Origin of the sequence: Plantibacter sp. MCCC 1A11337 (genome assembly GCF_013349365.1) — a bacterium.
In the GTDB taxonomy this organism is placed as follows: domain Bacteria; phylum Actinomycetota; class Actinomycetes; order Actinomycetales; family Microbacteriaceae; genus Plantibacter; species Plantibacter flavus_A.
Genome location: NZ_JABJWX010000002.1, coordinates 562,274 through 587,625 on the forward strand (window position 1 = coordinate 562,274; position 25,352 = coordinate 587,625).

General features: G+C 71.2%; 17 protein-coding genes. 5 read left to right on the forward strand and 12 right to left on the reverse strand.

All coding sequences use genetic code 11. From position 1 onward, the window contains the following. Positions 1–13 precede the first annotated feature (13 nt). The 4 genes from HOW07_RS10045 to HOW07_RS10060 all read right to left on the reverse strand — a co-directional run bounded on the left by HOW07_RS10045 (position 14) and on the right by HOW07_RS10060 (position 6,208). The gene (locus tag HOW07_RS10045) at positions 14–1,993 is read right to left on the reverse strand and encodes a DUF2264 domain-containing protein (RefSeq protein ID WP_121289223.1); all 1,980 of its coding nucleotides are present in this window, start codon (positions 1,991–1,993) and stop codon (positions 14–16) included. After that, complete coding sequence (locus HOW07_RS10050) at positions 1,990–3,921, reverse strand: heparinase II/III family protein (RefSeq protein ID WP_175116835.1); 1,932 nt, start codon at positions 3,919–3,921, stop codon at positions 1,990–1,992. Before HOW07_RS10050 ends, HOW07_RS10045 begins: the two co-directional genes overlap by 4 nt. A gap of 62 nt (positions 3,922–3,983) precedes the next feature. Then, positions 3,984–5,012: a hydroxyacid dehydrogenase gene (locus tag HOW07_RS10055; protein WP_175116836.1), complete on the reverse strand. Its 1,029-nt coding sequence runs from the start codon at positions 5,010–5,012 to the stop codon at positions 3,984–3,986. A gap of 104 nt (positions 5,013–5,116) precedes the next feature. Beyond that, complete coding sequence (locus tag HOW07_RS10060) at positions 5,117–6,208, reverse strand: substrate-binding domain-containing protein (RefSeq protein ID WP_071261284.1); 1,092 nt, start codon at positions 6,206–6,208, stop codon at positions 5,117–5,119. Between the two features lie 141 nt (positions 6,209–6,349). Here HOW07_RS10060 and HOW07_RS10065 point away from each other — a divergent pair, with 141 nt between their 5' ends. The 3 genes from HOW07_RS10065 to HOW07_RS10075 all read left to right on the forward strand — a co-directional run bounded on the left by HOW07_RS10065 (position 6,350) and on the right by HOW07_RS10075 (position 9,971). Then, complete coding sequence (locus HOW07_RS10065) at positions 6,350–7,345, forward strand: sugar ABC transporter permease (RefSeq protein WP_285038630.1); 996 nt, start codon at positions 6,350–6,352, stop codon at positions 7,343–7,345. Further along, on the forward strand, positions 7,342–8,229 hold the full coding sequence (locus HOW07_RS10070; protein WP_079000918.1) for a carbohydrate ABC transporter permease: 888 nt from the start codon (positions 7,342–7,344) through the stop codon (positions 8,227–8,229). Before HOW07_RS10065 ends, HOW07_RS10070 begins: the two co-directional genes overlap by 4 nt. An 83-nt stretch (positions 8,230–8,312) precedes the next feature. Continuing rightward, the gene (locus tag HOW07_RS10075; protein WP_079000920.1) at positions 8,313–9,971 is read left to right on the forward strand and encodes an extracellular solute-binding protein; all 1,659 of its coding nucleotides are present in this window, start codon (positions 8,313–8,315) and stop codon (positions 9,969–9,971) included. A 40-nt stretch (positions 9,972–10,011) separates the two neighbouring features. Here the strand turns inward: HOW07_RS10075 and HOW07_RS10080 are convergent, their stop codons facing one another. Genes HOW07_RS10080 through HOW07_RS10115 form a run of 8 tightly spaced genes read right to left on the reverse strand, consistent with a single transcriptional unit; the run spans position 10,012 to position 18,683 of the window. Then, positions 10,012–11,028: a LacI family DNA-binding transcriptional regulator gene (locus tag HOW07_RS10080; RefSeq protein ID WP_064295998.1), complete on the reverse strand. Its 1,017-nt coding sequence runs from the start codon at positions 11,026–11,028 to the stop codon at positions 10,012–10,014. A 35-nt stretch (positions 11,029–11,063) separates the two neighbouring features. Beyond that, entirely contained in the window at positions 11,064–11,897 is an 834-nt protein-coding gene (locus HOW07_RS10085; RefSeq protein WP_175116837.1) for a hypothetical protein, read from the reverse strand. Beyond that, positions 11,894–13,195, reverse strand: coding sequence for a DUF4038 domain-containing protein (locus HOW07_RS10090; protein ID WP_175116838.1), 1,302 nt, complete (start codon positions 13,193–13,195; stop codon positions 11,894–11,896). Before HOW07_RS10090 ends, HOW07_RS10085 begins: the two co-directional genes overlap by 4 nt. A gap of 54 nt (positions 13,196–13,249) precedes the next feature. Beyond that, complete coding sequence (locus tag HOW07_RS10095; RefSeq protein WP_079000927.1) at positions 13,250–14,512, reverse strand: enolase C-terminal domain-like protein; 1,263 nt, start codon at positions 14,510–14,512, stop codon at positions 13,250–13,252. After that, entirely contained in the window at positions 14,509–15,399 is an 891-nt protein-coding gene (locus HOW07_RS10100; RefSeq protein WP_121289246.1) for an NAD(P)-dependent oxidoreductase, read from the reverse strand. Before HOW07_RS10100 ends, HOW07_RS10095 begins: the two co-directional genes overlap by 4 nt. Continuing rightward, positions 15,396–16,334 carry a carbohydrate ABC transporter permease gene (locus tag HOW07_RS10105; RefSeq protein ID WP_121289249.1) on the reverse strand — a complete coding sequence of 313 codons (939 nt, stop codon included), beginning with the start codon at positions 16,332–16,334 and terminating at the stop codon, positions 15,396–15,398. Before HOW07_RS10105 ends, HOW07_RS10100 begins: the two co-directional genes overlap by 4 nt. Next, positions 16,331–17,275: a carbohydrate ABC transporter permease gene (locus HOW07_RS10110; RefSeq protein ID WP_175116839.1), complete on the reverse strand. Its 945-nt coding sequence runs from the start codon at positions 17,273–17,275 to the stop codon at positions 16,331–16,333. Before HOW07_RS10110 ends, HOW07_RS10105 begins: the two co-directional genes overlap by 4 nt. Positions 17,276–17,324: 49 nt before the next feature. Continuing rightward, a complete protein-coding gene (locus tag HOW07_RS10115; RefSeq protein ID WP_079000932.1) occupies positions 17,325–18,683 on the reverse strand; it encodes an extracellular solute-binding protein in 1,359 nt (452 codons plus the stop codon). A 217-nt stretch (positions 18,684–18,900) separates the two neighbouring features. On the opposite strand from HOW07_RS10115, the gene HOW07_RS10120 reads away from it, so the two are divergent. Further along, the gene (locus HOW07_RS10120) at positions 18,901–22,356 is read left to right on the forward strand and encodes a sugar-binding protein (protein WP_175116840.1); all 3,456 of its coding nucleotides are present in this window, start codon (positions 18,901–18,903) and stop codon (positions 22,354–22,356) included. Beyond that, positions 22,353–25,157, forward strand: a complete 2,805-nt coding sequence (locus tag HOW07_RS10125; RefSeq protein ID WP_175116841.1) for an alpha-L-rhamnosidase — start codon at positions 22,353–22,355, stop codon at positions 25,155–25,157. Before HOW07_RS10120 ends, HOW07_RS10125 begins: the two co-directional genes overlap by 4 nt. Positions 25,158–25,352 lie beyond the last annotated feature (195 nt).

Genomic DNA, 25,352 nt, shown 5'->3' on the forward strand with positions numbered 1-25,352 from the left:
GATGGGTGCGTGGTCAGTCCACGGACGGGCGTGCGAGCTGGCCGTCCCAGGGGACGAAGGTGGCGAGGTCGACGTCGTGCACGGCTCCGTCGGTCCACCGTGTGACCAGTCGGGTCCCGGTCACGTCCACCGCGACCGGGAGGTCGGGTGTCTCGCCGTCGTCGAAGCGGAGGGTGTGGAGTGCGGCCAGGACGGTGTGCCCCGGAGTGCTGGCGGCGTACAGCGCCGGGACCGCTGAGTGGGGACCGAACGCGTTCGCGTCACGGTAGGCGACGGCCTCCGCGCGGTCCCAACCGTGCAGCCCGACGATGGTCGCTGCGAGCCCGTCGCGACCGACCACCGTGGCCCGAGGCGCGGCCACAGCGGGATCGACCTCGGTGCGCAGGATGGCGTCGTCGGCGACGGCCGCACCGCCCTCGCGGACGGTCCAGGCGCGCGTCGATTCGACCAGGTGCGCGCGGAGCTCCTGATCGCCGCGGACGATGCTGACCGTGGTGACGGCGCAGCCCGGCCACACCCGGCCGTCGAGCTGTGGGAGGTGCACCGAGCCGGAGATCTCGCCGACGGTCCGCATCCCGCGGATCGCGGCGCGACGACTCGCCCGCCCGTCCTCGTCGAGCAACGCGAGATGGCCGTCGACGTTTTCCTCCCACGCCGCGCTCGTCCCCGGAGCCGTGTGCGAGGAGTACCCGAACTTGGCGTAGTGCGGATCGTCCGCGTCGGCGCGAGAGGGCTCCACGGGGATCTCGCAGTGGTCGCTGCCATGGTTGGCGAGCGTTACGACACCGTCCCGCTGGGAGCGCAGGATCCATCCGACCGCCGGCAGCACGGTGGTCTCCGGCGGCCCGTCGGTCGGCTGCGAGCGTTCCGGAGTCGTCCACACCGGGTCGTCGCGGTCGATGGCGAGCCCGAGGAACCCGATGCCCGCGAGGTAGGGCGAACCGAAGCCACTGTAGCTCTGCGCGGTGGGCTCCCACGGTCCGTACCAACCGAGACTCAGCGGGCCGTCGACGCCGACGCCGTGCCGGACGAACCCCGAGACCACCCCGGAGGCCAGGCGTCGCGTCGCGCCGGGACTCAACGGGTTCACCCCCGAGAGCTCGGCGCACCAGAGCGCGGCGAGGGCGGCCGTCCGATAGCTCAGCGAGCGACCGATGTGCACCATCGACCCGTCCGGCGCGACCATGCGCGCGAAGGATCCGGTGAAGTCGTGCAGCCGTTCCAGATGCCGCGAGCCGTCGGCCGTGCCCGTGCGGTCGGTCATGCGGTACCAGGCCCAGAGGTAGGGATGGATCGCCCACGCGTTGTAGTAGTCGATCGCGTGTTCCGGACCGTCGGTGTACCAGCCCTGCTCCAGGTGCCACGACTCGACCCGGGCGACGTTCCGCGTGCCGTTCAGCCCGGTGACGTCCTCGTCGACGGAGCGGAGGAACGCCTCCGCCATCGCCGGGAAGAGCTGCCAGTTGTTGTGCCAGACCTCGAGGCGCGCATGGTGGCGCAGCCAGTCGGCGATCTGCACCTGCTCCTTCCGAGTGAGCCCCGCCCACAGCCGGTCGCGACTGACGTACAGGCCGAACGCGATGTTCGCCGCCTCGACGATCGAGTTGGTGACGCCCGTGCCAGGGGCCCGACACGTCACGCCCAGCGGCCAGGACTCCGGACCGTCCGGGGCCGTACCGGCGAGGAGCGCCCGGCTGTACCAGGCGACGAGGTCCTCGACCCCGTCACCATCGCCGTCTCCACCGCCGGCCATCCGCGGTGCGGCGAGGAGGAAGGAGCGACCGACCGCCTCCATGCCCTCACGGGCGACGCCGTCGCGGGTGACCCGACCGGGCAGCCGAGGGATGCCGCCGAGCGGGCTCTCGAACCGGCGGACCTCCGCCAGCCACCGGTCGGCCGTGGCCTCCCAGTGCGCCCGCGTCCACCCGGTGAAGGGTGCGGCGACGGGGTCCGCGGCCGGTAAACGGAACGGCGGGAGCGGGTCGGGCGTCATCGTGGGGCCTCCATCGGTGCTCCCGGTTCCGGGTACTGTTCCGCGCGGCGCACCCGCAGCGCGTGTGATCCGCTCGTCGCGGCGGCGCGCTGCAGGAGCCGGATGCGGAAGACGTCCGGCCCCCACACCTCGTGGAGCTTCGGGTCGTCGATGTCGATCCGGTCCACCGCAGTCTCGAACGCGGGGTCGGTCTCCAGGCGCGCATCGCCGACCTGGATCCCGGTGCCCGTGACGATCGGCTCGACGGCGGTGAGGAAGGTGAGCGTCATCCGCATCGGTTCCGAGAACGCCCAGTCGTCCTCGATCAGGACGGTGCCGGCCGAGCGGTCGAGCGACACCGTGCGGTCGAGCGCCGTCAGCCGAGCCTCGGCCGGATAGGCGCCCAGGAGCGACATGGCGAGGACCGCGCGTCCGTCACCGTCGGAGAACCGCGTCCCACTCGCCGCGAACCCCCGGCCATACGGCTGTTCGACACCTGCGGGGAGCGGCACGTTGTGGAACGCACTCCGCATGGTCCAGATGCCGTAGCGGGTGTCGGGCATGAAGGTGTCGCGGTGGTACACGCCCACGCCGACGTCGATGAGGACGGGAGCGCCGTCCAACGAGACGATCACGCCGCCGGCGTCGTTGTGGTTGTGACTGACGTCGTTGTGACCGCCCTTCGCGGCGACCGCCCAGCCGTCCACGCGACCGGCGTGCTCGCGGAACACCGCCACCTCCGTTCCCGGTGCGTACCAGGAGGAGGGCATTCCCGGCGTGGCGTCGCCGGCCGTGGTCCACGCCGGGTCGAGCAGCTCCGCGAGTGTGCGGCGGAACAACGGAGCCAACTGCCCCGAGAAGCCGAGCGGATGCGAGCGCCCCATCCAGCGGGCGTGGGCCGCCACCTCGTCGTCGCCCACGCGCTCGCCGAAGCGGGCGAGCAGGTTCCAGGTCGCGTTCGTCGGCAGGCTCGCGGACCCGTCCGAGAAGTTGACCTGTGACTCGCCGGAGAGCTGCATCACCATCGGGAAGCGGGCCATCGCGGCCACCGGCGCGACCGCGAACCCGTCGAACGCGCCCTCGGTGACCTCGCCGAGGAGGTCGAGCGCCTCGAACAGCGTCGCCCCCGCCCACCACCAGTAGGTCGCCCCCTCGTCGCAGCTGCCGTCGTCGGCGTAGCCCGCTCGGAACCGGTCCAGGATGACGAGTGCGCGGTCGATCGACGACGCCAGCTCGTCCGGGTCCGTCTCGACCACCGCCGAGCACACGAGGACGTTCGAGACGATCCACGGCGCCCAGTTGTTCGGCGGGCCGTCGAGCCCGTGCCAGAAGTCCACCTCGTTCCGCCACGGGTCCAGCACGCGACGCCGGATCTCCGCGTGCACCCGCGAGCGCAGCCCGGGGAAGGCCACCTCCAGGCGGTCACCGGCGATCGTGTCCACCGCGGCGAGCATGCCGCCTACGTAGGCGTCGGACAGGTCGAGGATGTCGCGGCCAGGGATCGGGAGGAACGGGCGCTCGCCGGACTCCGGCAGGGCGTAGTGGGAGGGCAGACACCACGCGGTCAGCTCGCAGAGCCGCCAGATGCGGTCGCCGAGCTCGAGGACCCAGGCCTCGTCGTCGGTCGAACCGAGGGCGAGCGCGGACGAGGCGACCGCACCGAGGAGCGCCTGCTGCGCCGTCTCGTAGGGGGTCCGGTCGCCGTCGGAGCTGTACCGCGCCCAGAGGGACAGCGTGGGCGGGTTGCGGTCGGCCTCGACGCACCAGTGCCGCGCGGCGGCGAGCAACGCCGTCCGGTCCCGCTCCGAGACCCGGTCCCAGGCGGTGCGGTCTCCGACCGGCGGCCCTGCGCGCCAGCTCCCGACGCGCAGGGCTCGGCGCGCCCGCGGCGTGAACTGCTCGGCGAAGCTCGTGGTGGTCGGCGCGCTGGTGGCTGCTGGGAGGGGCATGGTCTGGCCTCTGGTGCGGTTCGGTGGTCTGCGGTTCAGTGGTGTGCGGTTCGGTGGCCCGCTCACGCCTGGAGCGCGAGCGCGGCGATGGTGATCGGTCGTCGGAAGGCACCGGTCCTGACGAGGTGCAGGACCTCGTCCACGGTGTTGGTGGCGAGCCGGCCGAGTTCGTTCCCGGCCGAGCCGGCGATGTGGGGTGTGATGACCGTGTTCGGCGTCGACCACAGCCGTGAGGTCGACGGCAGGATCTCGGGGGAGGTCACGTCGAGGATCGCGACGAGGTCGCCGCGTTCGAGACGATCGGCGAGGGCCTCGTGGTCGACGAGGTCGCCACGGGCGGTGTTGATGACGGTGGTGCCGGGACGCATCAGCCGGAGGAGTCCGCGGTCGACGAGGTGCCGAGTCGAGGGCAGCGCCGGCGCGTGGAGGGTGACGATGTCGCTGCGTGCGGCCAGCTCCTCGAGGGTCACGCAGGGTACGCCGATGGCGAGCTGCTGCTCGTGGTCGAGCGTCGGGTCGGCGACGAGCACCCGTACGTCGAGGGAGGCGAGCCGTTCGATGACGAGCCGACCGATGCGCGAGGCCCCCACGACCCCCACGGTGATGCCGTGGCTGCCGACGGTCGGCCAGGCCCGCTCGGCGTCGACGGGGGCGTTCGAGGACCGCAGCGTCTCCGCCGCCCAGAACGTCCGCTTGGCGGCGAGCACGATCATCGCCACCGTGAACTCGGCCACTGGTACCGCGTTGGCCGCGGCGCTCGACGTCAGCGACACGTGACGGTCGAGCAGGGCGTCCGTGACGATGCCGCGGACGCTGCCGGCCGAGTGGGCCACCGCGCGCAGGGACGGGAGCATCCGCAGGAGCGGCTCGTCCAGCGCCGGGGACCCCCAGCCGGTCACGAGCACCTCGGCCTCGGCCAACAGCGCGCGGTCGTCGACGCGCTCCGGACGGAGCGGGCGGTCGGACAGGAGATGGAGGCGCGACTCGGACCGCAGGCGAGCGAGGTCGAGCTCGGAGAACACCCGCTCGAAGGTGCCCTCCGGCATGAGGAAGCCGACCGTGCCTCGGAGGGCGCTCTCGCTCTGCAGCATCGTCGCCTCCTGGTCGTCTCGACAGCAGGCTCAATCCCAGTGCGAGACGCCTGAGCCTGTCAAGCACTCGCGTTCAAACGAACAGCAAACGAACAGTCCACTCCTCACCGAGGCGGTGCCGTCGACTCGCGGAGGCTGAGGCTCGGCCGCAGGCTCGTGTGGCGCGCGGCGAACCCCGTCTGGGCTGCGGCCGAGATGCGTTCGAAGCACATCGTGGCCGCGAACCTGCCGATGTCGCGTTTGGGCGGTGCGACGGCCGTGAGCGGCACCCTGGCCAGGCCGGCGACCTCGTCGTCGTAGGCCACGATCGACAGGTCCCCGGGGATGGACAGGCCGAGGTCGAGCGCGGCATCCGCGAACTCGACGGCGTAGTGGTCCGAGTGCAGGAACACCGCCGTCGTCCCGGACGCCACGCACGCCTCCAGGTATCGCCGCGTCTGCTCGCCGACGCCCTGCTGGTCGTCGATGATGGCCGTGCTGGCGTCCTCGCGCAGTCCGAGCTGGCGCACGGCCCGCTCGAAGCCGAGACGCAGCGAGGGCGTCGTGGGGGTGTCGAAGGCGGCCATCCCGATGCGTTCGTGGCCGAGTCCGGCCAGGTGACGCAGGGCCATGACCGCCCCGGCGGCGTGGTCGGTGCGCACGAACTCCAGGCCGTCGCCGATCGCGGACTCGGCGACGGAGCGCTCGACGAGGACGACCGGCACCGGCGACCGCTCCAGCAGCTCGAGCGTCGGGTGGGCGTCGAGGATCGACGTCGTCACGAGCAGGCCGTCCACCCCGCCGACGAGGAGGCGCTCGATCTGATCACGCTCGCGGTCGGGGTCGTAGCGGGAGACGCCGAGGACGATCCGTCCACCGAGCGACTGGGCGCGCTCGACCGCACCGGCGACGATCGTCGGGAAGTAGTAGCTCGGGTCTGGGACGACGAACCCGAAGGTGAACAGGGTGTCGGCCGCCCCCGGAGCCGGGGTCGGCCGAGCACCGGGCCGGTGAGGCATCCCGGTCGTCGGCTGCGTGTCGACGGACACCGCGCCACCGTGCACGCGGCGGAGCCGACCCTGTTCACCGAGCTCGCGGAGGTCGCGCCGGACGGTCATCGTCGAGATGCCCATCCGTTCGGCGAAGTCCGCTGCCGAGAGACTGCCGTGGATGCGCAGCTCGGCGAGGATGCGCTCGTGTCGTTGCGACAGCTCCATGATGAACTCCGATGTTCGATTCCTGTTCGGATGATTGAATGATGTTGACTTTACACAGCGGCCCCGCGAATGATGTCCAACGTTCGAGAGAACGGCGCGGAGGCCCGAAACCTGGCATCCGCCGTGAGCAAGGGAGCTGCTGTGAGCGCGACGACGACCGATCGGCCGGAGACCATCCGACCACCGATCGCCCCCGCCGGGTCCGGTGATCGGCCGAGGAGACGCCGCGTGCCGTTCCGGATGCAGTTCCGTCGCGACGCACCGTTGCTCGTCATGGTGACCCCGGCGGTCGTGCTGCTGTTGCTGTTCGTGTACATCCCGCTGCTGGGGAACGTCATCGCGTTCATGGACTACCAGCCCTACATCCCGATCCCGGACAGCCCGTGGGTGGGCTTCGCCAACTTCACGGCGCTGTTCACCGACCAGGCGTTCTGGAACGCGGTCTCCAACACCCTCCAGATCACCTTCATCCAACTGGTGCTGTTCTTCCCCGTACCGATCGCGCTGGCCATCTTCATCCACTCGCTGACCTGGCCGTGGCTGCGCTCCATCGTGCAGTCGGTGCTGTACCTGCCGCACTTCCTGTCCTGGGTCATCGTCGTCGGCTTCTTCCAGCAGAGCCTCGGCTCCGGTGGTGTCCTCAACACCTGGCTGCGGCAGCTGGACCTCGGCACCGTCTCGGTGATGTCGGATCCGGCGACGTTCAAGCTGCTGCTCTCCTCACAGGTGATCTGGAAGGACGCGGGCTGGGGCACGATCATCTTCCTCGCGGCACTCGCGGCGATCGACGACTCCCTCTACGAGGCCGCCGCCATCGACGGCGCGGGCGCCTGGAGCCGGTTCTGGCACATCACGTTGCCCGGCATCCGACCCATCATCGTGCTCCTGCTCATCCTGCGACTGGGCGAGGCGCTGTCCGTCGGCTTCGAGCAGATCATCCTGCAACGGAACGCCGTCGGGCCGGGGGCCGCCGAAGTGCTCGACACCTACGTCTACTACCACGGCGTCATCGACGGGAACTGGAGCACCGGCATCGCCGCCGGGCTCATCAAGGGCCTCGTCGGTCTCATCCTCATCCTCGTCGCCAACAAAGCGGCACACATGCTCGGCGAGCAGGGAGTGTATTCCAAATCATGAGCACCATCGTCCGACCGGTCTGGGCGGGGAAACCGAAGCCCGTCGTCCTCGCGCTCAAGGCACTCGCGATCGTCGTGATCCTCGCCGTCATCCTCTTCCCGTTCCTCATCGTGGTCTCCACGAGCGTCTCGACCGCCGAGGACGTCACGGCCGCCGGCGGCTACGTCGTGTGGCCCAAGTCGTTCACGCTCGACGCCTACCAGCAGATCCTCGCCGGCGGGGTGGTGACCAGGGCGATCCTGGTGACGCTGTTCGTCACCGTCGTCGGCACGCTCATCAGCCTGGTCTGCACGGTCTCGGCGGCGTGGGCCCTCAGCCGACGGTCGTTCTTCCAGCGCCCGGTGCTCATGATCGTGCTCGCCACCTTCCTCTTCACGCCGGGCCTCATCCCGCTGTACCTGATGGTCAAGCAGCTCGGACTGCTCGACAACGTCTGGGCGCTCATCCTCCCCGGGGCGTTCAGCGTCTTCAACATGGTGGTCGTCCGCGGCTTCATGATGGGCATCCCGCAGGAGCTCATCGACAGCGCGAAGATCGACGGTGCGGGAGAGTTCCGCATCCTCGGCACGATCGTCCTCCCGCTGTCCCGCGCGGTGATCGCCGTCGTCGCCCTCTTCTACGCGGTCGGGTACTGGAACGCGTTCTTCAACGCCCTCCTCTACATCAACGACACCTCGAAGTGGACGCTGCAGCTCGTCCTCCGGACATACGTGCTGCAGGGCTCCTCGCTCGTCGGCGGCGCCTCGGACGCCTCCGTGCTGCCGCCCGCCGAGTCCCTGCAGATGGCCGTGGTGCTCATCGCCATCGTCCCGATCCTGATCGCCTACCCGCTCGTGCAACGCCACCTCACGAAGGGCGTGCTGACCGGCGCCGTCAAGGGCTGACCGATCCGCACCCACCGACCCGGCATCGTCGCCGGGACCCGACCCGCGCCCCAGGCGCTCGCCTCACCTCGAAGGAGACCACGATGAACGACACCACCCCAGGCCTGTCCCGCCGCACCTTCCTCACCGCGGCCGGCGTCGGCCTCGCGGTCCTCGGCCTCGGGTCCGCGCTCACCGGCTGCACCCCCGGTGGTGCGACCTCGGGAGCCGCCGGATCCGGAGCCCTCGTCCCGCTGCCCACCTACGTGCCGATCACGAAGGGACCGACCCCCGATCTCGCCGGCTCGGCGACGGTCCAGCCGGTGTACTACTCCGCGCCGAAGGAGTCGGAGCTGTTCACCTCGGTGTCGGGGAAGACGGCGATCAGCGGCACGGTGTCGGGCTTCGTCATCTCGTACAGCCCGCCGGCGCCGGCCTCGAACAGCTACCTCCAGGCGGCCGAGAAGCAACTCGGGTGCAAACTCGACCTCCAGGTGGTCCCCGCCGACTCCTTCGCACCCAAATTCGCCACGGTCATGGCCGGCGGAAGCGTGCCGGACCTCGTCGAATTCCTCGCGTTCCAGCTGCCACCGTCCTACCCACAGCTGCTCAAAGCGCAGTTCGCCGACCTCTCCGACCACCTCTCGGGCGACAACGTGAAGACGTACCCGAACCTCGCGAACCTGCCCACGCCGTCGTGGGAAGGGTGCCGGATCAACGGCCGGATCTACGGTGTCCCGGTGAACCGGCCACCCTTCGGCAACATGCTCATCTCGCGTCCGGACGTCATCAAGGACCTCACCGGGGCGGAGCCCGCCCCCAAGACCAAGGACGACTTCACCGAGCTGTGCAAGGCGGTCACCGACGCCAAGCGCAACCGCTACGCGATCAGCGGGCAGAGCAACGGCGACAGCGTCGACTGGGGGTACGACTTCATCGGTGCGATGTTCGGGGTCCCGAACGGGTGGGAGCTGAAGGGGTCGAAGCTCGTCCACAAGTGGGAGTCGGACCGGTGGCTCGAGACGCTCTCCTACATCAAGGAGCTGAAGGACGCCGGGTACTACCACCCGGACACCCCGAGCATCTCCGGCTCGCAGGCGAAGACCTACATGGCCAACGGCACCGTCCTCATGCACCAGGACGGCATCTCGGCCATCATCGACCCCGGTGCGCCGGAGGGCGTGGTCTACGACGCGATCCTGCCGTTCGCGGCGGACGGCGGCGACGGCATCGTCTACCAGGGCTCGTCGATGTTCTCGTTCACGGCGATCAAGCAGGCGGACGAGGCGCGGGTGAAGGAGCTGCTGACCCTGCTCAACCACCTCGCGGCCCCCTACGGCAGCACCGAAGGGTTCTTCCTGCAGTACGGCGTCGAGGGCGAGCACCACACTCGGGAGGCGGACGGTCGCGTCGTCCTCACCGAGGCGGGGTCGGCGCAGATCGGCCCGACCTCGCTCAACCGACTCGCCGCGGCACCGCAGATCCTCGCCACGGCCGTGCCGATGGAGGAGCGGTTGCGGCGCTCGCACGAGTGGCAGCAGAAAGCCGCTCCCATGCTCCAGAAGAGTCCGATCACCGGCCTCTACTCGGAGACCGCCGGCAAGACCGCATCGGCGACGAACAACCTGTCGTCGACGATGAACGAGTACATCCTGGGCCGCACGAGTTTCGACGCCGTGAAGTCGGGGATCGCCTCGTGGAAGCAGTCGACGAACGACAAGGTGCGGGCCGAGTACCAGGAGCAGCTCGAGAAGCTGTCCTGACGGCGGCCGGGCGGGTCGTCGAGACCCGCCCGGACCGACCTCAGGCCGGGGACCCGGTCGACTCGCCCTCGATGAGCTCGCCGTCCACGAAGTGCACCCCCGGGACGTAGGTGCCACCGGCGATCGCATCGGCGAGATAGCCGGCCGCAGCACGGCCGACGTCGTGGAGGAGCGGGTCGATCGTCGTGAGGGTCCGGTCCCGTTGACCCATGAGGCCGGCGAGGTTGTCCATCCCGACCACGGCGATGTCCTCGGGCACCCGGCGACCGGCCTCCCGGAAGACCTCGATGGCGGCGAGTGCGATGGTGTCGTTCGCGCAGAACACCGCGTCGACGTCGTGTCCGGCCTCGATGAGTCGCTGTGCCGCCTGACGCCCCCAGGCCCGGGACCAGTCGCCGTGGAGCCCCGTCCCGCCGACCAGCTCGACCCCGGCCTCGTCCAGCGCGCGGTGCAGTCCCTCCGCCCGGTCGTGGGCGGAGCGGTCGTCGAGCGAGGCACCGATGTGCGCGATGCGACGGCGACCGAGGCCCAGCAGATGTCGTCCCGCGAGCTCGCCGGCCAGGCGGCCGTTGTGCAGGAACGAGGCGTCCCCGGGATCGTCCGAGGCACCGTAGGCGTAGACGACGGGCACCGCGAACCCGTCGGTGACCGAACGCATCTCGGTCCCGCTGCCGTCGCCGATGACGAGGAGGCCGTCGACGTTGCGGGCGCGCAGCTTCCGGACGGTCGCGGCCATGAGGGAGCGGTCGAGACGGGAGTCGGACACGAGGACCGAGAGGTCGCGGGCGCCGAGGGTCGTCGTCGCGGCGGTGAGGACCGGCATCGTGAACGCGCCGGGGGCGTTGAGCGTCAGCACACCGATCGTCGCGCTGCGTCCCTGCGCGAGGAACTGGCCGAGGGCGTTCGGCTGGTAGTCCAGTCGCGCCGCGGCCTCGAGGATGCGCTCGCGCGTGGCGTCCGAGGCCTTGCCCTGACCACGCAACACCTTCGATGCGGTCGAGACGGAGACCCCGGCGATGGCGGCCACATCCTGCAGGGAAATCGCTTTTCTAGACATCGCGGATCGATTGTACCGGGCGGCGATCCCGAGGCTCATCCGAGGCGGTCGACGTCGAGCTCGAACCGGGTCGAGCGCTCCTCGCCGACCGCGAGGCGCACCGAACCGACGCCGTCGGCCGGATCGCCGTACGGGTCGGATGCCGGCTCCAAACCGACGGCGTCACCGGCACCCCACCAGGGGAACCCGCGCTCGCCGCGACGCTCCTGCCAGACGAACACCCGGGGATGGACGGTGACGTCGAAACCGAGTCGCAGCCCGACGCCGCTGGAGCGTGACCGGAGTTCGACCGTCCCGGTCGTGACCGGCAGGTCCGCGAACGCGGAGCTCGGTGCCGACGCGAGTCCGACCGCGCCGCCGTCGACGAGGAGCTCCGCGTCGTCGAACAGCTCGCCCGCGAAGGCGGGGTGTTCGACCCACATCAGGCGGCTCGCGTCCATCCCGACGTTGCGCAGCACGGTGTCGACCGTGACCCGGCCCTCGGTCACTGACACCGTCCTGACGACCCGGACGGGCACGGTGCGCAGCAGCACTTCGGCGACCACCGTGTCACCGTCCTGCCGCAGTGACCAGGTCCGCCAGGCGGCCTCACCGTGGAACGGCTGCTCGACGGGAGCCCGCGGATCGGGATCGCCCGCCGACGGCAGCAGCACGTGCCAGCCACCGGCGTAATCACGGTGCCAGAGGGCGCTCGAGGAGGACATGCCCCACTCGGATCCTCCGGCGTCTGCCCATGGCGTCCGGTACAGCAGCTCCAGACCGGGCTCCTCGAGCAGGATCGAGTCGATCCGCGCGCCGAGGGCGACGACCCGGACCCGGAGGCCGTGGGCTCGGATCGTCACGGACGCGGGCTCGGTGGGGGACGTCACGCCGCGGCCGTCCCGTGCTCGACGCGGATCACGAACAACGCGTCGCCCGGGAACTCGGGCTGCTCGAGGTGGATCCGCCCGGTGCCGTCCTCGCCAGCGACCGCGGTCCATTCCGCGGCGTCCTGCCGGCGCTCGTTGAGGTCGTAGACGGTGACCGACGCCACCGAAGCGGGATCGAGTCGACACGTCAGCGCGAACGCCGACGGCGCGTACACGGCGACGAGGTGCTCGTCCACCCGACCAGCCACGGCGCCCGAGGGTTCGGACTCGAGGAGCGCGCGGTCCTCGCGGAGTTCTGACAGCCCCTCGGCCTCGACGACCCGTCGGAGGAAGCCGACGTCGTCCGCTCCCGGGAAGCCGAGTGCGACGGCGGCGGGGAACGGGGCGCCGTGGACCGCCTCGGCCGTGAACGCGCTCCCGCGACGATGCCATGACCACACCCCGTGCGCGCCGTAGCCGAGTCCGGCCGCAGCACCTGCCACGACGCCCGTCCAGCTCGCCCGCCGGACGTCCGCGCGCGAGTGCCTCGCGCGGCCGGCGAATCGACCGAGCCCTTCGTAACAGGGTTCCAGATCGATGATCGGCCGCGTGACCGCGAGCCCGTCCACGTATCGGGTGAGGGTCTGCGGCAGCGTGTCCCAGTCCTCGTTGTGCCCGGACTGCAGGCCGTGCAGGTCGAGCAGCGGACCGTTCGCGAGGTCTTCCGGCATGCGCGCGGTCGGGGTGCTGTGCCAGGTGACGAGCGCCTCCGGTGCCAGTCGGCGCACCTCGGACGCGGCGAGGCTGTAGCGGGCGATGGCCTCATCGGCATCGAGGTCGTCGTCGCCCGACACGATCCAGATCGGTTCGAACCGTGCGAACCGATCGACCGAATCGCGCACGTGGTCGAGTGTCTGTTGTTCGTCGAGCACCAGCTGGGGCGTGAGGCCCGCTCCCCAGGTCGCCGGGACGAAGTTGTTCCACAACAGGACCAGCATCGGCGTGAAGCCGTGCTCCGCCGCCTGCTCGAGGAGCCGGACCGCGCGCGGCCAGTAGCCGGGATCGCCCGCGGACAGGTCCAGACGCCCGTCGACGACGGCGTAGGGCGAACGGCCACCCTCGGACCGGTCGTGCTCGATCGGCAACACGCTGATGAGCAGGGCGGTGAAGCCCTGCCGACGCCGCAGGACGAGGTAGTCGGACCACTCCTCGTCCGTCGGACCGCTGAACGCGGCCCAGACGGTGTCTGCGAGGAGGAACGACGGCAGGCCGTCGCGCAGCAGGGCGCGCCGGGAGGGGGAGACGGACCAACGGGGCATGGGGTGCGCTTTCGGAGGGTGACGGGCAGGCGGAGGAGGACGGGGCGTGGGCGGTCAGGGGGCGATGAGCCCGCCGTCCGGGGCGCGCACACCGGCCGCCCAGGCGTCGTGGCCGGAGACGCCCGCGGGATACCTGGCGGCTTCGCGCTCGTCCAGGTCCACGCCCCAGCCAGGTGCGTCGCTCGGGGTGAGCCAGCCGTCGACGATGTCGAGCATGCCCGGGAACACCTCGTGACAGGCCTCGGAATACCGGTGGCCCTCCTGGACGCCGAAGGCGGGGCTCGAGACGTCGAGGGCTACTGCGGCCGCCACGGCGAACGGCGACGCATCACCGGGGGAGTGCCAGGCGGTCCGGATGCCCTCGACGTCCGCGAGCGTGGCCAGTCGCCGACCGGCGCTGAGGCCGCCGATGTCGGAGAGGTGACAGCGGATGAAGTCGACGGAGTGGGTGCGGACGAGGCGAGCCGCGTCGGTGAACGACGTCGCCAGCTCGCCGACCGCGAGGGGCACGGGCGATGCGGCGGCCACCTCGGGCAGTCGGTCCCAGTGCTCCGGCGCCAGGACGTCCTCCACGAAGAACGGGCGGTACGGTTCCAGCGCACGGGTGAGGGCGATCGCCTGGCGCGGCGTCAGCCGGGAGTGCACGTCGTGCAGGAGTTCGACCTCGTCGCCCAGGAGCTCCCGCATGCGCTGGAAGAGACGCGGGGTCCGCCGGAGGTACTCCTCCACGCGCCACCCCTGCGGGTGCTTCGCCCAGGTGTAGGGGTCGGCGGCCGGCGGTGCTCCGTAGTGGCCGATCCCGGCCTGGCCCGTCTGCACCCGGATGTGCCGGAGGCCCTCGTCCCGCAGCTGTTCGGCGTGGGCCGCCGTGGCCTCGGGGTCGGCACCCTCGGCGTGCAGGTACACATCGGCCGCAGCCCGGACCCTGCCACCGAGGAGCTCGTACACGGGCGTCCCGGCCCGCTTGCCGGCGATGTCCCACAGGGCCATGTCGATCCCCGAGAGTGCGTTGTTGCCGACGGGCCCTTCGCGCCAGTACGCGGAGAAGCGGATCAACCGCCCGAGGTCCTCGATGTCTCCGGGGTACCGCCCGACGAGGAGCGGCCGGAGGTGGTCGAGGTAGGCGACGACGGCACGCCAACGCTGGGTGAAGGTCGCACAGCCGAGACCGTACAGCCCGTCGTCGCTCGTGAGCACCTTCACCACGACGAGCGGGATGCCCTCGGGAGCGGTGACCACCGCGCGGACGTCGGTGATGCGCACGTCGTCCCGCGGGATCCACGGCTGGGCGAAGGTGGTCGGGGCGGCATCGGTCATCGGAGGTTCCTCACCGGGGTCTCGGGGTCGGGCTGCGCGACGGCGGTCCCGTCGTGCAGGGATTCGGTCGGGTGGAAGCCGAGGGCCCGCTCCGCGGTCGTCGTGTCGATCAGGGCTGCGGTGTCGGACACCGGCCGGATGATCGGGACACCGGGCGTGTAGCGATCGGCCAGCAGATGCGTCTCGCCGCCGAGCAGCGTGTCCGCGGCGCTCAGGCCGGCGACGAGCACGCCCTCGGTCGACACCTCGAGGCCGCGCAGCACCGCGCGGGTGGCGTCACCCATCGTGAGGTAGGCCCAGCCCTCGCGCGCCATGGCCGCGGGGTCGCGCGCGACCTCCTCGGCGACGTCGCGCAGGACGGACGGCCATTTCACGAGCGGGAAGCGCAGGGCGACCACGTCGATGCCGTGGCGGCGGTGGGCGTAGGCGGCGGTCTGCTCGTCGACCGACTTGGAGAGCGAGTACGCGTCGGCGATGTCCGCGGGGGTGTGCTCGTCCAGCGGGAAGGACGGCGGCCACGTCCCGTGCGGGTTGTTGGGGTACCCGAGCGCGTTGATGCTGCTGGCGATGACCGCTCGCCGCACGCCGCGTCGACCGGCCTGGTCGAGCACGTTGAACGTGGAGTCGGTGTTCACCCGGAACACCTCGTACGGCGTCCCGAGCGAGGGGTGCGGGATGGCGGCGAAGTGGGCGACCGCGTCGACGCCGTCCAGTGCGGCGGCGACGTCGGCCACCGAGGTCGTGTCGCCGACGAACAGCCGGTCGGCGGGGTGTTCCGCGCCGAAGGCGAGCGACAGCGCGGAGACCTCGTAGCCTGCGCGGACCAGCGCGTGGCTGACGGCGCGGCCGATCTCGCCGTCGGCGCCGGTGACCAGGACGCGAGTCATCCCTTCACCCCGCCGGCCATGCTCGCACCGCGGAGGAACTGCCGCTGGAAGACCAGGAACAGCACCACCGGGATGATGAGCGACAGGAACAGTGCCGCCATCTGGACGCTGAGTTCCGTCTGGGCCGCGAGTCGCGGCAGTGCCACCGACACCGGTTGCAGGTCGGGGTCCGGCAGCACGAGGAGCGGCCACAGATAGTCCTTCCACGAGGCGACCACGGCGAGCAGTCCGACGACGCCCAGGATCGGACGCGACAGCGGCAACACGATGCTCCACAGGATCCGCAGCGCGCCGGCTCCGTCGATCCGAGCCGCGTCGTAGAGGTCCGCGGGGATCGATTCGAGGAAGCGGGCGATGATCAGGACGTTGAACGCCGTGGCCGCAGCCGGCAGCCAGACCGCCCATGGCGTGTTCAGCAGGGAGATGCCGACGACCGGCAGCTCGCGGACCGTGAGGTACAGCGGAACGAGCGCGACGATGCCCGGGACGAACAGCGTGGCGAGGATGGCTGCCGAGAACAAGCGGCCCCATCGGGGCCGGAGTACCGTGATGACGAAGGCGGCGCTGGTGGAGACCACGAGGGTCGCGACGGTCGCTCCGAGGGCGAGCACCGCGGTGTTCCAGAGGTAGTGGCCGATCCGCCCGCGTTCCCAGGCGATGCCGATGTTCTCCCACTGCACGACGCCGCTGCTGAAGAACGCGAACGGCTCTCGGATGAGGTCCTGGGTCGGCGACACGGCGGCGAGGGCGAGCCACACGAGCGGGCCGAGTCCAGCGACGACGAGGCCGAGGAGGACGACGACCTGTCCCAGGAGCAGTGAGACGCGGACGACGGGTCGACGGCGGTCGGTGTCGGAGATGTTCGACCGTCCGACGGCGTCGCGCTCGGGTCGGTCGGCGCGCTTGGCGCTGCGGGCTCGTGCGGGCGCACTCATGAGGCACTCCAACGGCGGGTGAGACGGGCGTAGACGAGGGCGAAGACCGCGAGGACGGCTGCGAGCAGGACGCTCAGGGCGGTCGCTGCGCCGTAGTCCACGCGCACGAAGGCGTAGTCGTAGATGGTCATCAGCAGGGTCCTGGTGGCACCGAGTGGTCCGCCGCCGGTGAAGAGGAAGGGCTCGGTGAAGATCTGCATCGTGCCGATCACCTGGAGGAGCAGCATCGTGCCGATGATGCCGCGCATCTGCGGCAGGGCGACGTGCCAGACGCGACGCCAGATGCCCGCGCCGTCGAGTTCGGCCGCCTCGTACAGTTCGGCCGGGATGCTCGAGAGGGCGGCGATGTAGATGATGACGGCGGTCCCGGCGCCGGCCCAGGTGGTCTCCAGGACGATCGACGGCATCGCGAGGCTCGGAGCGGTGAGCCATGGTACCGGCCCGATGCCGACGACGCCGAGGACCGCGTTGAAGACGCCGTCCTCGCTCGGTTCGTAGAAGAACTTCCAGAGCAGGATGGCGACGACCGGCGGCACCATGACGGGGAGGTAGGCCAGGGCGCTGAAGTACCAACGGTGGCCGCGCAACTCGGAGATGAACACGGCCAGGGCCAGCGGGACCGGGAAGCCGAAGAGGATCGCGAGACCGGTGTAGAGGAGGGTGTTGAGGGTCGCCTGCGGCAGGTTCGGATCGCTCAGCACGTAGCTGAAGTTCTCCATCCCGACCCAGGTGGACGTCTGCCCGGGCGTGATGTCCTGGACGCTCATCACGAGCGAGGAGAGGATCGGACCCCACGAGAAGTACAGGTAGACGAGGATCGCCGGCAGCGCGATGCCGAGGGCGACGAGACCTGGACGGGCGCGTCGCCATCGTCGTGTCGCCGCGGGCGTGCGCGTGGCCGATGACGGACCCGGCTGCGGTCGCTTGATGGTCTGGAACATGGGGTCCTCCTGGGACCGGGGCGGGCGCGTGGCCCGCCCCGGAGGGTCGTCAGCGCGTCAGTCGGCCCTGGACGTCGGTGCTCGCCTGCGAGAGCAGGCTGTCGATGTCCGCGTTCCGGTCCGTCAGCACGGTCTGGATGACGGTGTCGAGCGCGCCGTAGACCTCTTGCGCGTTGTTGACGGGCTCGGCGACGACCGGGATCTCCGCCGAGGCGTCGAGGTAGGGCGTGAAGTTGGCCGACGGCACGTTGATGTAGTCGGCGATCCAGTCGAAGTAGGTGTCGTACGCGTCCTCGTTCACCACCGCGAGGCCGGGGAGGCCGGTGACGGACCCTGCCTCGTTCGAGGCTTTGGCGTCGGCGACGGCGGTGTCCTGGTCGAAGTAGCGCTGCAGATAGAGGAAGCTGATCCACTTCACCGCGGCGGTACGCTCGGCGTCGGTCGCGTTCGGGTTGACGATCTGGACACTGCCGCCGGAGAGGGTGCCGTTCGACCCGCCGTCCTGCGGCATCCCACCGATGCCGAAGTCCTCGGCCGGGAGCTTGAGGTTCTGCACGACGCCGTAGTAGCGGTCGCTGGCACCGATCATCATGCCGATCTTGCCCGCGGCGAAGTCCTGGCCCTGCGAGTCGGCGTCGTACAGGGTGTTCGCGGGCAGGGTGCCGTCCTCGAACTGCATGGTCTGCAGGAGGGCGAGCGCATCGGCCGAGGGCGTGTCGTCGAAGGTGGCCTTCGTGCCGTCCGCGTTCTCGACGGTCCCGCCGAAGGAGTAGGTCATCCCGGTGAACTGCCACCCGCCCGTGTTGGCGGTGGTGAGGACCGAGAAGCCGGCGGCGCCGGTCTTCGCGGTGATCTGCTGCGCGGCCGTGCGGACCTCGTCCCAGGTGGTCGGCGGTGCGTCGGGGTCGAGTCCGGCCGCGGTGAACAGGGCGCGGTTGTACACGAGGCCGAAGGAGTAGGCGTTCGTGGGGACGCCGTAGGCCTTGCCGTCGGCATCGGAGGCGAGTTTCAGGATCGCCGGGTTCAGCGAGTCGAGCAGGCCCTCGGACTTCAGGGTGTCGGTGAGGTCGGCAGCCTGGCCGCGCTTGATGAGCCCCTGGGGTTCGGTGAGGGGGACACTCAGGACGTCCGGGAGGCTGCCGCCGGCCGCGAGGGCCTGGAAGGTCGTCGGGTCGTAAGCGGTCTCGACCGCCTTCACGTCGATGTCGGGGTTGGCCTCCTCGAACGCCGAGACGCGTTCGTCGAAGTACTTGCGATCCTCGGGGCGGTCCGCCGACGGGCGGTCGCCGACCTCGATGGTGGTCTTGCCGTCGGCCGATTCCGACGATTGCGGCGAACAGCCCGCCGCTGCGACGGCGATGCCGCCGATCACCAGCACAGCCGCTGCTGCGCGGATGCGTCCAGTCATGTGAACTCCTTCGTTCGATGCTCGGATGAGAGGAAAAGCGATTGCTCTACGGATGTCTAGCAGGTTCGACGGTGGTTCGTCAAAGCGGACTTCCACCACGATCGTGCTCAATCGCTGCTGCGAAGAGATGCTTGACAGTGGGCCCGATGGTTCGGCAGGCTTCGTCAGGAAAACCGCTTTCCCCGTCGGACGGGGCACGCTCAACGAGGAGACAGTGATGACCGAACGAACACGACGCCCGTCGCACCCGCGGCGGCTCGCGGCAGCAACGCTGGGGGTCCTCCTCGCGGTCGGCGCCCTGGCGCAACCGACCGCGGCGGTGGCGCAGGAGACGACGATCCCCGTCGAGGATCTCGTGGGCTGGTCGGGTGTCGCGTTCGACGGGACGTCGGTCGCGCCGAGTGCTCCGCGCATCGCCGCCGACGGCCACACGGGTGCGGGCGCCGTCGAGGTCCTCCTGGACACCGGAGCGCGCACGGTGGACGGCTGGGAGATGGCCGTCCGTTCGCTGGACGACGCTCCGCTGGACGCGGTGTCGTTCTGGGTCCGCGCGGAGAACGTGACCACCGTCGGTGTCCAGCTCGTGGACGCGACCGGGCAGACGCACCAGAGCTTCCTCCCGGTCCCCGCGTCCGACGGGTGGCAGGAGCTCACCCTGCAATCGCCCGTGACCGACCCGAGTCACAGCGCCTGGGGCGGCGCTGGTGACGGGATCTGGCACGGCCCGGCGCGGCAGGTCGGCTTCGTCGTCAACGGGTGGGCTCGGGCGGACACAGCCCAGCCGACCGCCCGCCTGCTCGTCGACGACCTCACCGTCCGGGCCGCGGACGCCCCCTCCGGGTTCGCCCTGACCCCGGGGACGCTCGGCAACCTGTTCACCGAGGGCGATCCGCTCGCCTTCCCCTACGCGACCGGTGCCGACACGGTGCGCTGGACCGTCACGGACGGGGACGGACGCGTGGTCGACGAAGGCGAGGAGGACGCCGACGGTGCGCTGGACCTCACCGCACCCGGTCGCGGATGGTTCTCGCTGTCCGTCGAAGGCCTCGCCGCCGGCGAGTCGGTGGGTTCCGCCACCACGACGTTCGCGGTCCTCGCCGAGACCGACGTCGCCGCCACGGCGACCGGGCGGTACGGTGCAGCCACCCACTACGGCCAGGGCTGGGACCCGGCCTCGATGGGCGCCCTCGCGGTCGGCGGTGTCGCGCAGTTCCGCGACGAGGTGTACTGGAGCGAGGTCGAGACGACCCCAGGTGTCTACGACTGGTCGCGCCCGCGAGCCGAGTTCCTCGATGCTGCACGCGATTCCGGCGTCAAACCGCTCCTCCTCGCCGGCTACGGCAACCCGCTCTACGACGGTGGCAACGGACCGGTGAGTGACGAAGCCGTGTCCGCGTACGCCGCGTACGCGGCGGCGATGGCCGACGAGTTCGGCGACATGTCGACGGGCCTCGAGATCTGGAACGAGTGGGACCTCGGGCTCGGTGGCAACACCAACGTCGCCCCGGAGCACTACGTCGACCTCCTCGCCGCGGCGTCCCCCGCCGTGAAGGCGGTCGCCCCCGAGCTGCCGGTCATCGGTCCCGCGGTCGCGAACCTCAACACCGACTGGCTCGAACAGACGTTCCGTCTCGGAGCGCTGCAATACCTGGACGGCATCGTCCTGCACCCCTACAGCTACCCGGTCGGGGCCGAGGCGCTCGACGAGACCCTCAGCCGTGTCGACGCGCTGGTCCGGCAGTACAACGGCGGCGAGTCCATCCCCCTGTGGGTGACCGAGCTCGGCTGGCCGACCGGCACGAACGCCCGAGCCGTCTCCGAGTCGTCGCAGGCGGCCGACATCGCCAAGTCGGCGGTCATCACGGCTATGCACGACGTGCAGCGGACCTTCATCTACGACCTCGTCAACGACGGTGTGGACGCGCAGGAGACCGAGGAGAACTTCGGCCTGCTGCACCACCCGCAGGACCCGCTGGGCGCGTTCACCCCGAAGCCGGCGTTCGTCTCCTACTCCACGGCGGCCGGGCTGCTGCTGGACGCGACGGCCACGGGACGGGACACCTCCGTCGCCGATCTCTGGAACGTCTCCTTCGACACGCCCGATGGTCCACTGCGTGCGCTCTGGTCGACCTCGGACCGGGCGGTCACCCTCGGGTTGCGCGGGGAGGTCGTGATCACGGACCTGTACGGCGCGTCGCGCACCGTCGCGGCCGGCGACGGCACGAGCATCCTGCTCGAACTGGGCGAGGGCCCGGTGTACGTCCAGGGCGAGGTGGCCGGTGTGACCGCGTCGGAGACCGCGCTGACGCTCGACCCCGCGTACCTCGGGCAGGCGGTCACCGCGAGGTGGACCATGGACAACCGTGCGGGTACCGCCGACCGTACGTTCGGGCTCCGCTTCGACGACGGCCAGGAGGCGTCGCAGACGGTCGCCGCCGGGACCACCGGAACCGTCGTCGTCGAGCTGCCACCGGCGAGCGCGCTCGGAGAGCTGCTCGTCGAGGCCACCCTCCTCGAGGACGACGTCGAGCTCGGACGCCTCACAGCACGCACCACCGTCGGGGAACCCGTCACGCTCGTCGGCGATCAGGTCGCCCTGGCCGACGGCAGCGCACTCCGCCTGACCGTGGACAACGCCTCGGGCGAGCCGGTCACGATCGACCGGCTGACCGTCGACCTCGGCGGTTCCACGCAGACGTTCCTCGACGGGGTGACGGTCGCGGCACACGAGTCGGCGACCGCCGATCTCCCGCTCGCCGGTCTCACCGGTCGCACGGACTGGAGCGCCGTGGCGCTCGTGGGCGGGCGCGAACTGACGGCGTCGAGTGTCGTGGTGCCCCTCGACCTCGGAACCGCGGTCGACGCCGCGCATCGGACGATCGAGGTGGACGGCGTGCTCGACGACCTCGACGACCTCACGCCGATCGTCCCGGTGGCCACCGGACGTGCCGCTGACGACCAGTCCGCGCGGGCCTGGTACACCTGGGACGAGGACGACCTCTTCCTGTCGGTCGAGGTGACCGACGACGTCCACGACCAGCCGGCGGCGGGCGCGAACATCTGGCAGGGCGACTCGGTGCAGTTCACCGTCGCAGCGGGTGCCCCGGGATCGGCCACCGGATGGCATGAACTCGGAATGGCGCTGACCCCGGCCGGGCCCCAGCTGTACCGGTGGCTCGCGGTGGGCGAGGGTCCCGGGACGGTCGCGGGAGCGCGGGTCGCCGTCGAACGGGACGACGCCGCCGCGACGACCGTGTACGAGGTGGCGGTGCCCTGGGTGCGGCTCACCGGTGTCCGTCCGGACGCGGCACTGCTGAGCAGTGCCTTCATCGTGAACGAGGCCGACGGAGAGGGGCGTGACGGGTACCTCGCTTGGGGCGGTGGCATCGCGGCCGAGAAGGACTCCGCGCAGTTCCTGCCCGTGCGGCTCCTGCCGGCGGCCGGTACCGGTGGTGGCACGGATCCGGGCACCGAGCCCGGGACGGGCACGGGTACCGGCACCTCGGGTGGCTTGGACGGAGGAGCCGCGTCGACGGCCCAGCCCGGGACGCGCGGTCTCGCCGGCACCGGAGTCGACGGCACGGCGATACTCGCGATGCTCGGACTCGGGGCGCTCGCCGCCGGGGCGCTCGTCGTCGCGCGTGGCCGACGCGCGAGTGGCCACCGACCGTGACCGACGACACGCCTCGCCGTCCCGTCGTCACCGGCCTGCGGGTCGGTCGACGGCGGGACGTCGCCGTCGCCGCGGTCCCCGATCCGCCTCTCTCGTGGACGCTGGAGGCCGAGCCCGGTTGGGTCGGCGCCCGCGCCGTCGTACGCCTCGACGGTGTCGAGGAGCGCGAGCTCGGCCCCCACGGGGTGCTCGAGCGCTGGCCGTTCGCACCGCTGGCGCCCGGTTCGGAGCATCGGCTCGAGGTCCGTGTCGACGGCGTCGACGGCACCGGGTCGGCGTGGAGTCCGCCGCTCCGCTTCGTCACCCGTTTCCTCGACACCCCCTGGTCCGAGCCGCTGCTCGCCCACCCCGCCCCGACGCGGGAGGCCGGGCCGTTCGTCCTGCGGCGGGTCGTGACCGTCCCCGCCGACCTCGTGTCGGCGACGCTGTGGAGCACCTCGCACGGCGTCCACCAGGTCTCCATCAACGGCGTCGACGTCGACGATCACGTCCTGAAGCCCGGCTGGACGAGTTACCGGGATCGGCTCACGGTCACCGGAACCGAGGTCGGCGCGCTGCTCACCCCGGGGGCGGAGGACGTCGTGACCGTCCGGGTCGCCGGCGGCTGGTTCACCGAGCGCTACGGCTTCGGCGAGACCGCTCGCCGACACTACGGGGAGCAGCCGGCGGTCTCCCTCCGACTCGAGCTGCGATGCGCGGACGGCCGGATGGTCCGGGTGGGAGGTGACGGCGCGTGGCTCGTCGACCCTGCGCCCGCCCTCGTCGAGAGCGGGCTCTACGCCGGGGAGACCTGGGACCTTCGTCTGGAGGTCGACGGTCGGGGTGACGGGTCCGAGCCGTGGCTCGCCGCGGCGGTGCACCCGTTCCCCGCCGACGTCCAGGTGCAGGCCGCCGACGTCGAGCCGGTGCGCGTCGTCGACGAACGAGCTCCCGTGGCCGTGTGGCCGAACCCCGACGGCACGGGGACGATCATCGACTTCGGTCAGAACCTGGTCGGTCGGCTCCGGCTCCGCCTGGACGCGCCGGCGGGGACCGAGGTGATCCTCCGGCACGCCGAACTGCTCCAGGACGGTGAGCTGTACACCCGATCGTTGCGTGCCGCGTCGGCGACCGACCGGTTCGTCGCCGACGGCCGGGGCCCGCGCTGGGTCGAGCCGGAGTTCACCTTCCACGGCTTCCGCTATGCGGAGGTGCGTGGCGTGCCGGCTTCGGTCGGAGCCGACGACGTCCGCGCCGTCGTCCTCCAGTCCGCGCTGCGCCGCACCGGTTGGTTCTCGTCCTCCGACCCGATGCTCGACCGCCTCCACGAGAACGTCGTGTGGAGCGTCCGCGGCAACACGCTCGCGATCCCGACCGATTGCCCGCAGCGGGACGAACGGCTCGGCTGGACGGGCGACGCGCAGGTCTTCTCGGCCGCCGCGGCGTCGCTGTTCGACGTCGACGCCTGCTTCGCGTCCTGGCTCGACGATCTCGCCCTGGAACAGTGTGCGGCCGGCGGGGTCGTCCCGACCGTCGTGCCGAACCCGCTCGGCTCGTTCAGCGAGGTCGCCGCAGCGGGCTGGGGTGACGCGGTGACCATGGTGCCGGACGTACTCCGCGACCGGTACGGCGATCTGGCGGTGGTGCGCCGCCACGCCGCATCCATGCTCGCCTGGGTCGAGGCGTGCGCCGAGCGCGCCGACCCCTCCGGGCTGTGGGAGCGGGGCTTCCAGTACGGCGACTGGCTGGACCCGACGGTGAGCCGACCGGACAAGGCGCGTACCGATCCCGGCCTCGTCGCCACCGCGTTCCACGTCCATTCCGCGCGCCTCGCGGGAGCCGCGCTCGAGGCGGCCGGGGACCACCGTGGCGCGGAACGGGCGCGGGCCCTCGCCGAGCAGACGAGCCGGGCCTTCCGCGACGCCTATCTCACCCCCGCCGGCCGGCTGATGTCCGACACCCCGACCGCCTACGCCCTCGTCCTGGCGTTCGACCTGGCCCCGGTAGGGCGCCGGACCGTCCTCGCCGAACGACTCGCCGCCCTGCTCCGTGCCGGCGGCCACCACCTCGCCACCGGGTTCCTCGGGACGCCGTTCGTGCTCGATGCGCTCCTCGACCACGGCCAGGAACGGGCCGCCGAGCGCCTGCTGTTCCAGACCGCCTGCCCGTCGTGGCTGTATCCGGTGACCCAGGGCGCGACGACGGTGTGGGAACGGCCCGACGCCATCCGGCCGGACGGTTCGGTGCATCCCTCCGGGATGGTGTCCCTCAACCACTGCGCGTTCGGTGCCGTGGCCGACGTGCTGCACCGCCGCATCGGGGGCCTCGCGCCCGCCGCGCCCGGGTACCGGCGGATCCTCGTGCGACCGTGGTTCCCGGAAGCCCTCCGGCACGCGTCCGTCGTGCACGAGACCCCGTTCGGCCGCGCGGCGGTCGCCTGGGAACGCGTGCCGGACGGTGTGACGGTGTGCGCGACGGTCCCGACCGGGAGCAGCGCCGAGGTCCGCCTTCCCGACCGGCCCGTGTTCGAGGTCGCCTCAGGGACGCATCGATGGACCGTCCTGCTCCCGACCGGCGAACGGCCCGTCGCCCTGGGGGTCGACGACGACCTGGCGCGACTCATCGACCACCGCGGCGTGGGCGCGCTCGTCTCGGCGGTCCTGCGGGAGGCCGAACCGGCGCTCGCCGAGGAGTTCGACGCCTACATCCGCTGGGTGCCGGGACGGACGCTGCGTGCCGAGCTCGCGGCGGTCGCGGCGCCCCCGGAGGTGGTCGCGCGCATCGACGAGGGACTCTCCTCCCTCGCCGTGCCCCCGCGCTGAGTCCCCGTGCCTTCGGCCAGCGCGGTGCGCTGGCGTGGGCGCGGGTGTGTGGGCGTGGGCGCGGGTCGTACGCGTGAGCGCGGGTCTCCGGAGGGGCGCGCTCGCGCGTGTGGGGCGCGGTGACGCCGGTTGGGGTGTGCTCGCGTCAGCGCGGTGCGCTGGCGTGAAGGCGAGTGTGTGGGCGTCAGCGCGGTG

Excerpts from the sequence above, each read along its gene's own strand:
- HOW07_RS10045 (WP_121289223.1), bottom strand. The coding sequence starts at position 1,993 with ATGACGCCCGACCCGCTCCCGCCGTTCCGTTTACCGGCCGCGGACCCC.
- HOW07_RS10050 (WP_175116835.1), bottom strand. The coding sequence starts at position 3,921 with ATGCCCCTCCCAGCAGCCACCAGCGCGCCGACCACCACGAGCTTCGCC.
- HOW07_RS10055 (WP_175116836.1), bottom strand. The coding sequence starts at position 5,012 with ATGCTGCAGAGCGAGAGCGCCCTCCGAGGCACGGTCGGCTTCCTCATG.
- HOW07_RS10060 (WP_071261284.1), bottom strand. The coding sequence starts at position 6,208 with ATGGAGCTGTCGCAACGACACGAGCGCATCCTCGCCGAGCTGCGCATC.
- HOW07_RS10070 (WP_079000918.1), top strand. The coding sequence starts at position 7,342 with ATGAGCACCATCGTCCGACCGGTCTGGGCGGGGAAACCGAAGCCCGTC.
- HOW07_RS10075 (WP_079000920.1), top strand. The coding sequence starts at position 8,313 with ATGAACGACACCACCCCAGGCCTGTCCCGCCGCACCTTCCTCACCGCG.
- HOW07_RS10080 (WP_064295998.1), bottom strand. The coding sequence starts at position 11,028 with ATGTCTAGAAAAGCGATTTCCCTGCAGGATGTGGCCGCCATCGCCGGG.
- HOW07_RS10090 (WP_175116838.1), bottom strand. The coding sequence starts at position 13,195 with ATGCCCCGTTGGTCCGTCTCCCCCTCCCGGCGCGCCCTGCTGCGCGAC.
- HOW07_RS10095 (WP_079000927.1), bottom strand. The coding sequence starts at position 14,512 with ATGACCGATGCCGCCCCGACCACCTTCGCCCAGCCGTGGATCCCGCGG.
- HOW07_RS10100 (WP_121289246.1), bottom strand. The coding sequence starts at position 15,399 with ATGACTCGCGTCCTGGTCACCGGCGCCGACGGCGAGATCGGCCGCGCC.
- HOW07_RS10105 (WP_121289249.1), bottom strand. The coding sequence starts at position 16,334 with ATGAGTGCGCCCGCACGAGCCCGCAGCGCCAAGCGCGCCGACCGACCC.
- HOW07_RS10110 (WP_175116839.1), bottom strand. The coding sequence starts at position 17,275 with ATGTTCCAGACCATCAAGCGACCGCAGCCGGGTCCGTCATCGGCCACG.
- HOW07_RS10115 (WP_079000932.1), bottom strand. The coding sequence starts at position 18,683 with ATGACTGGACGCATCCGCGCAGCAGCGGCTGTGCTGGTGATCGGCGGC.
- HOW07_RS10120 (WP_175116840.1), top strand. The coding sequence starts at position 18,901 with ATGACCGAACGAACACGACGCCCGTCGCACCCGCGGCGGCTCGCGGCA.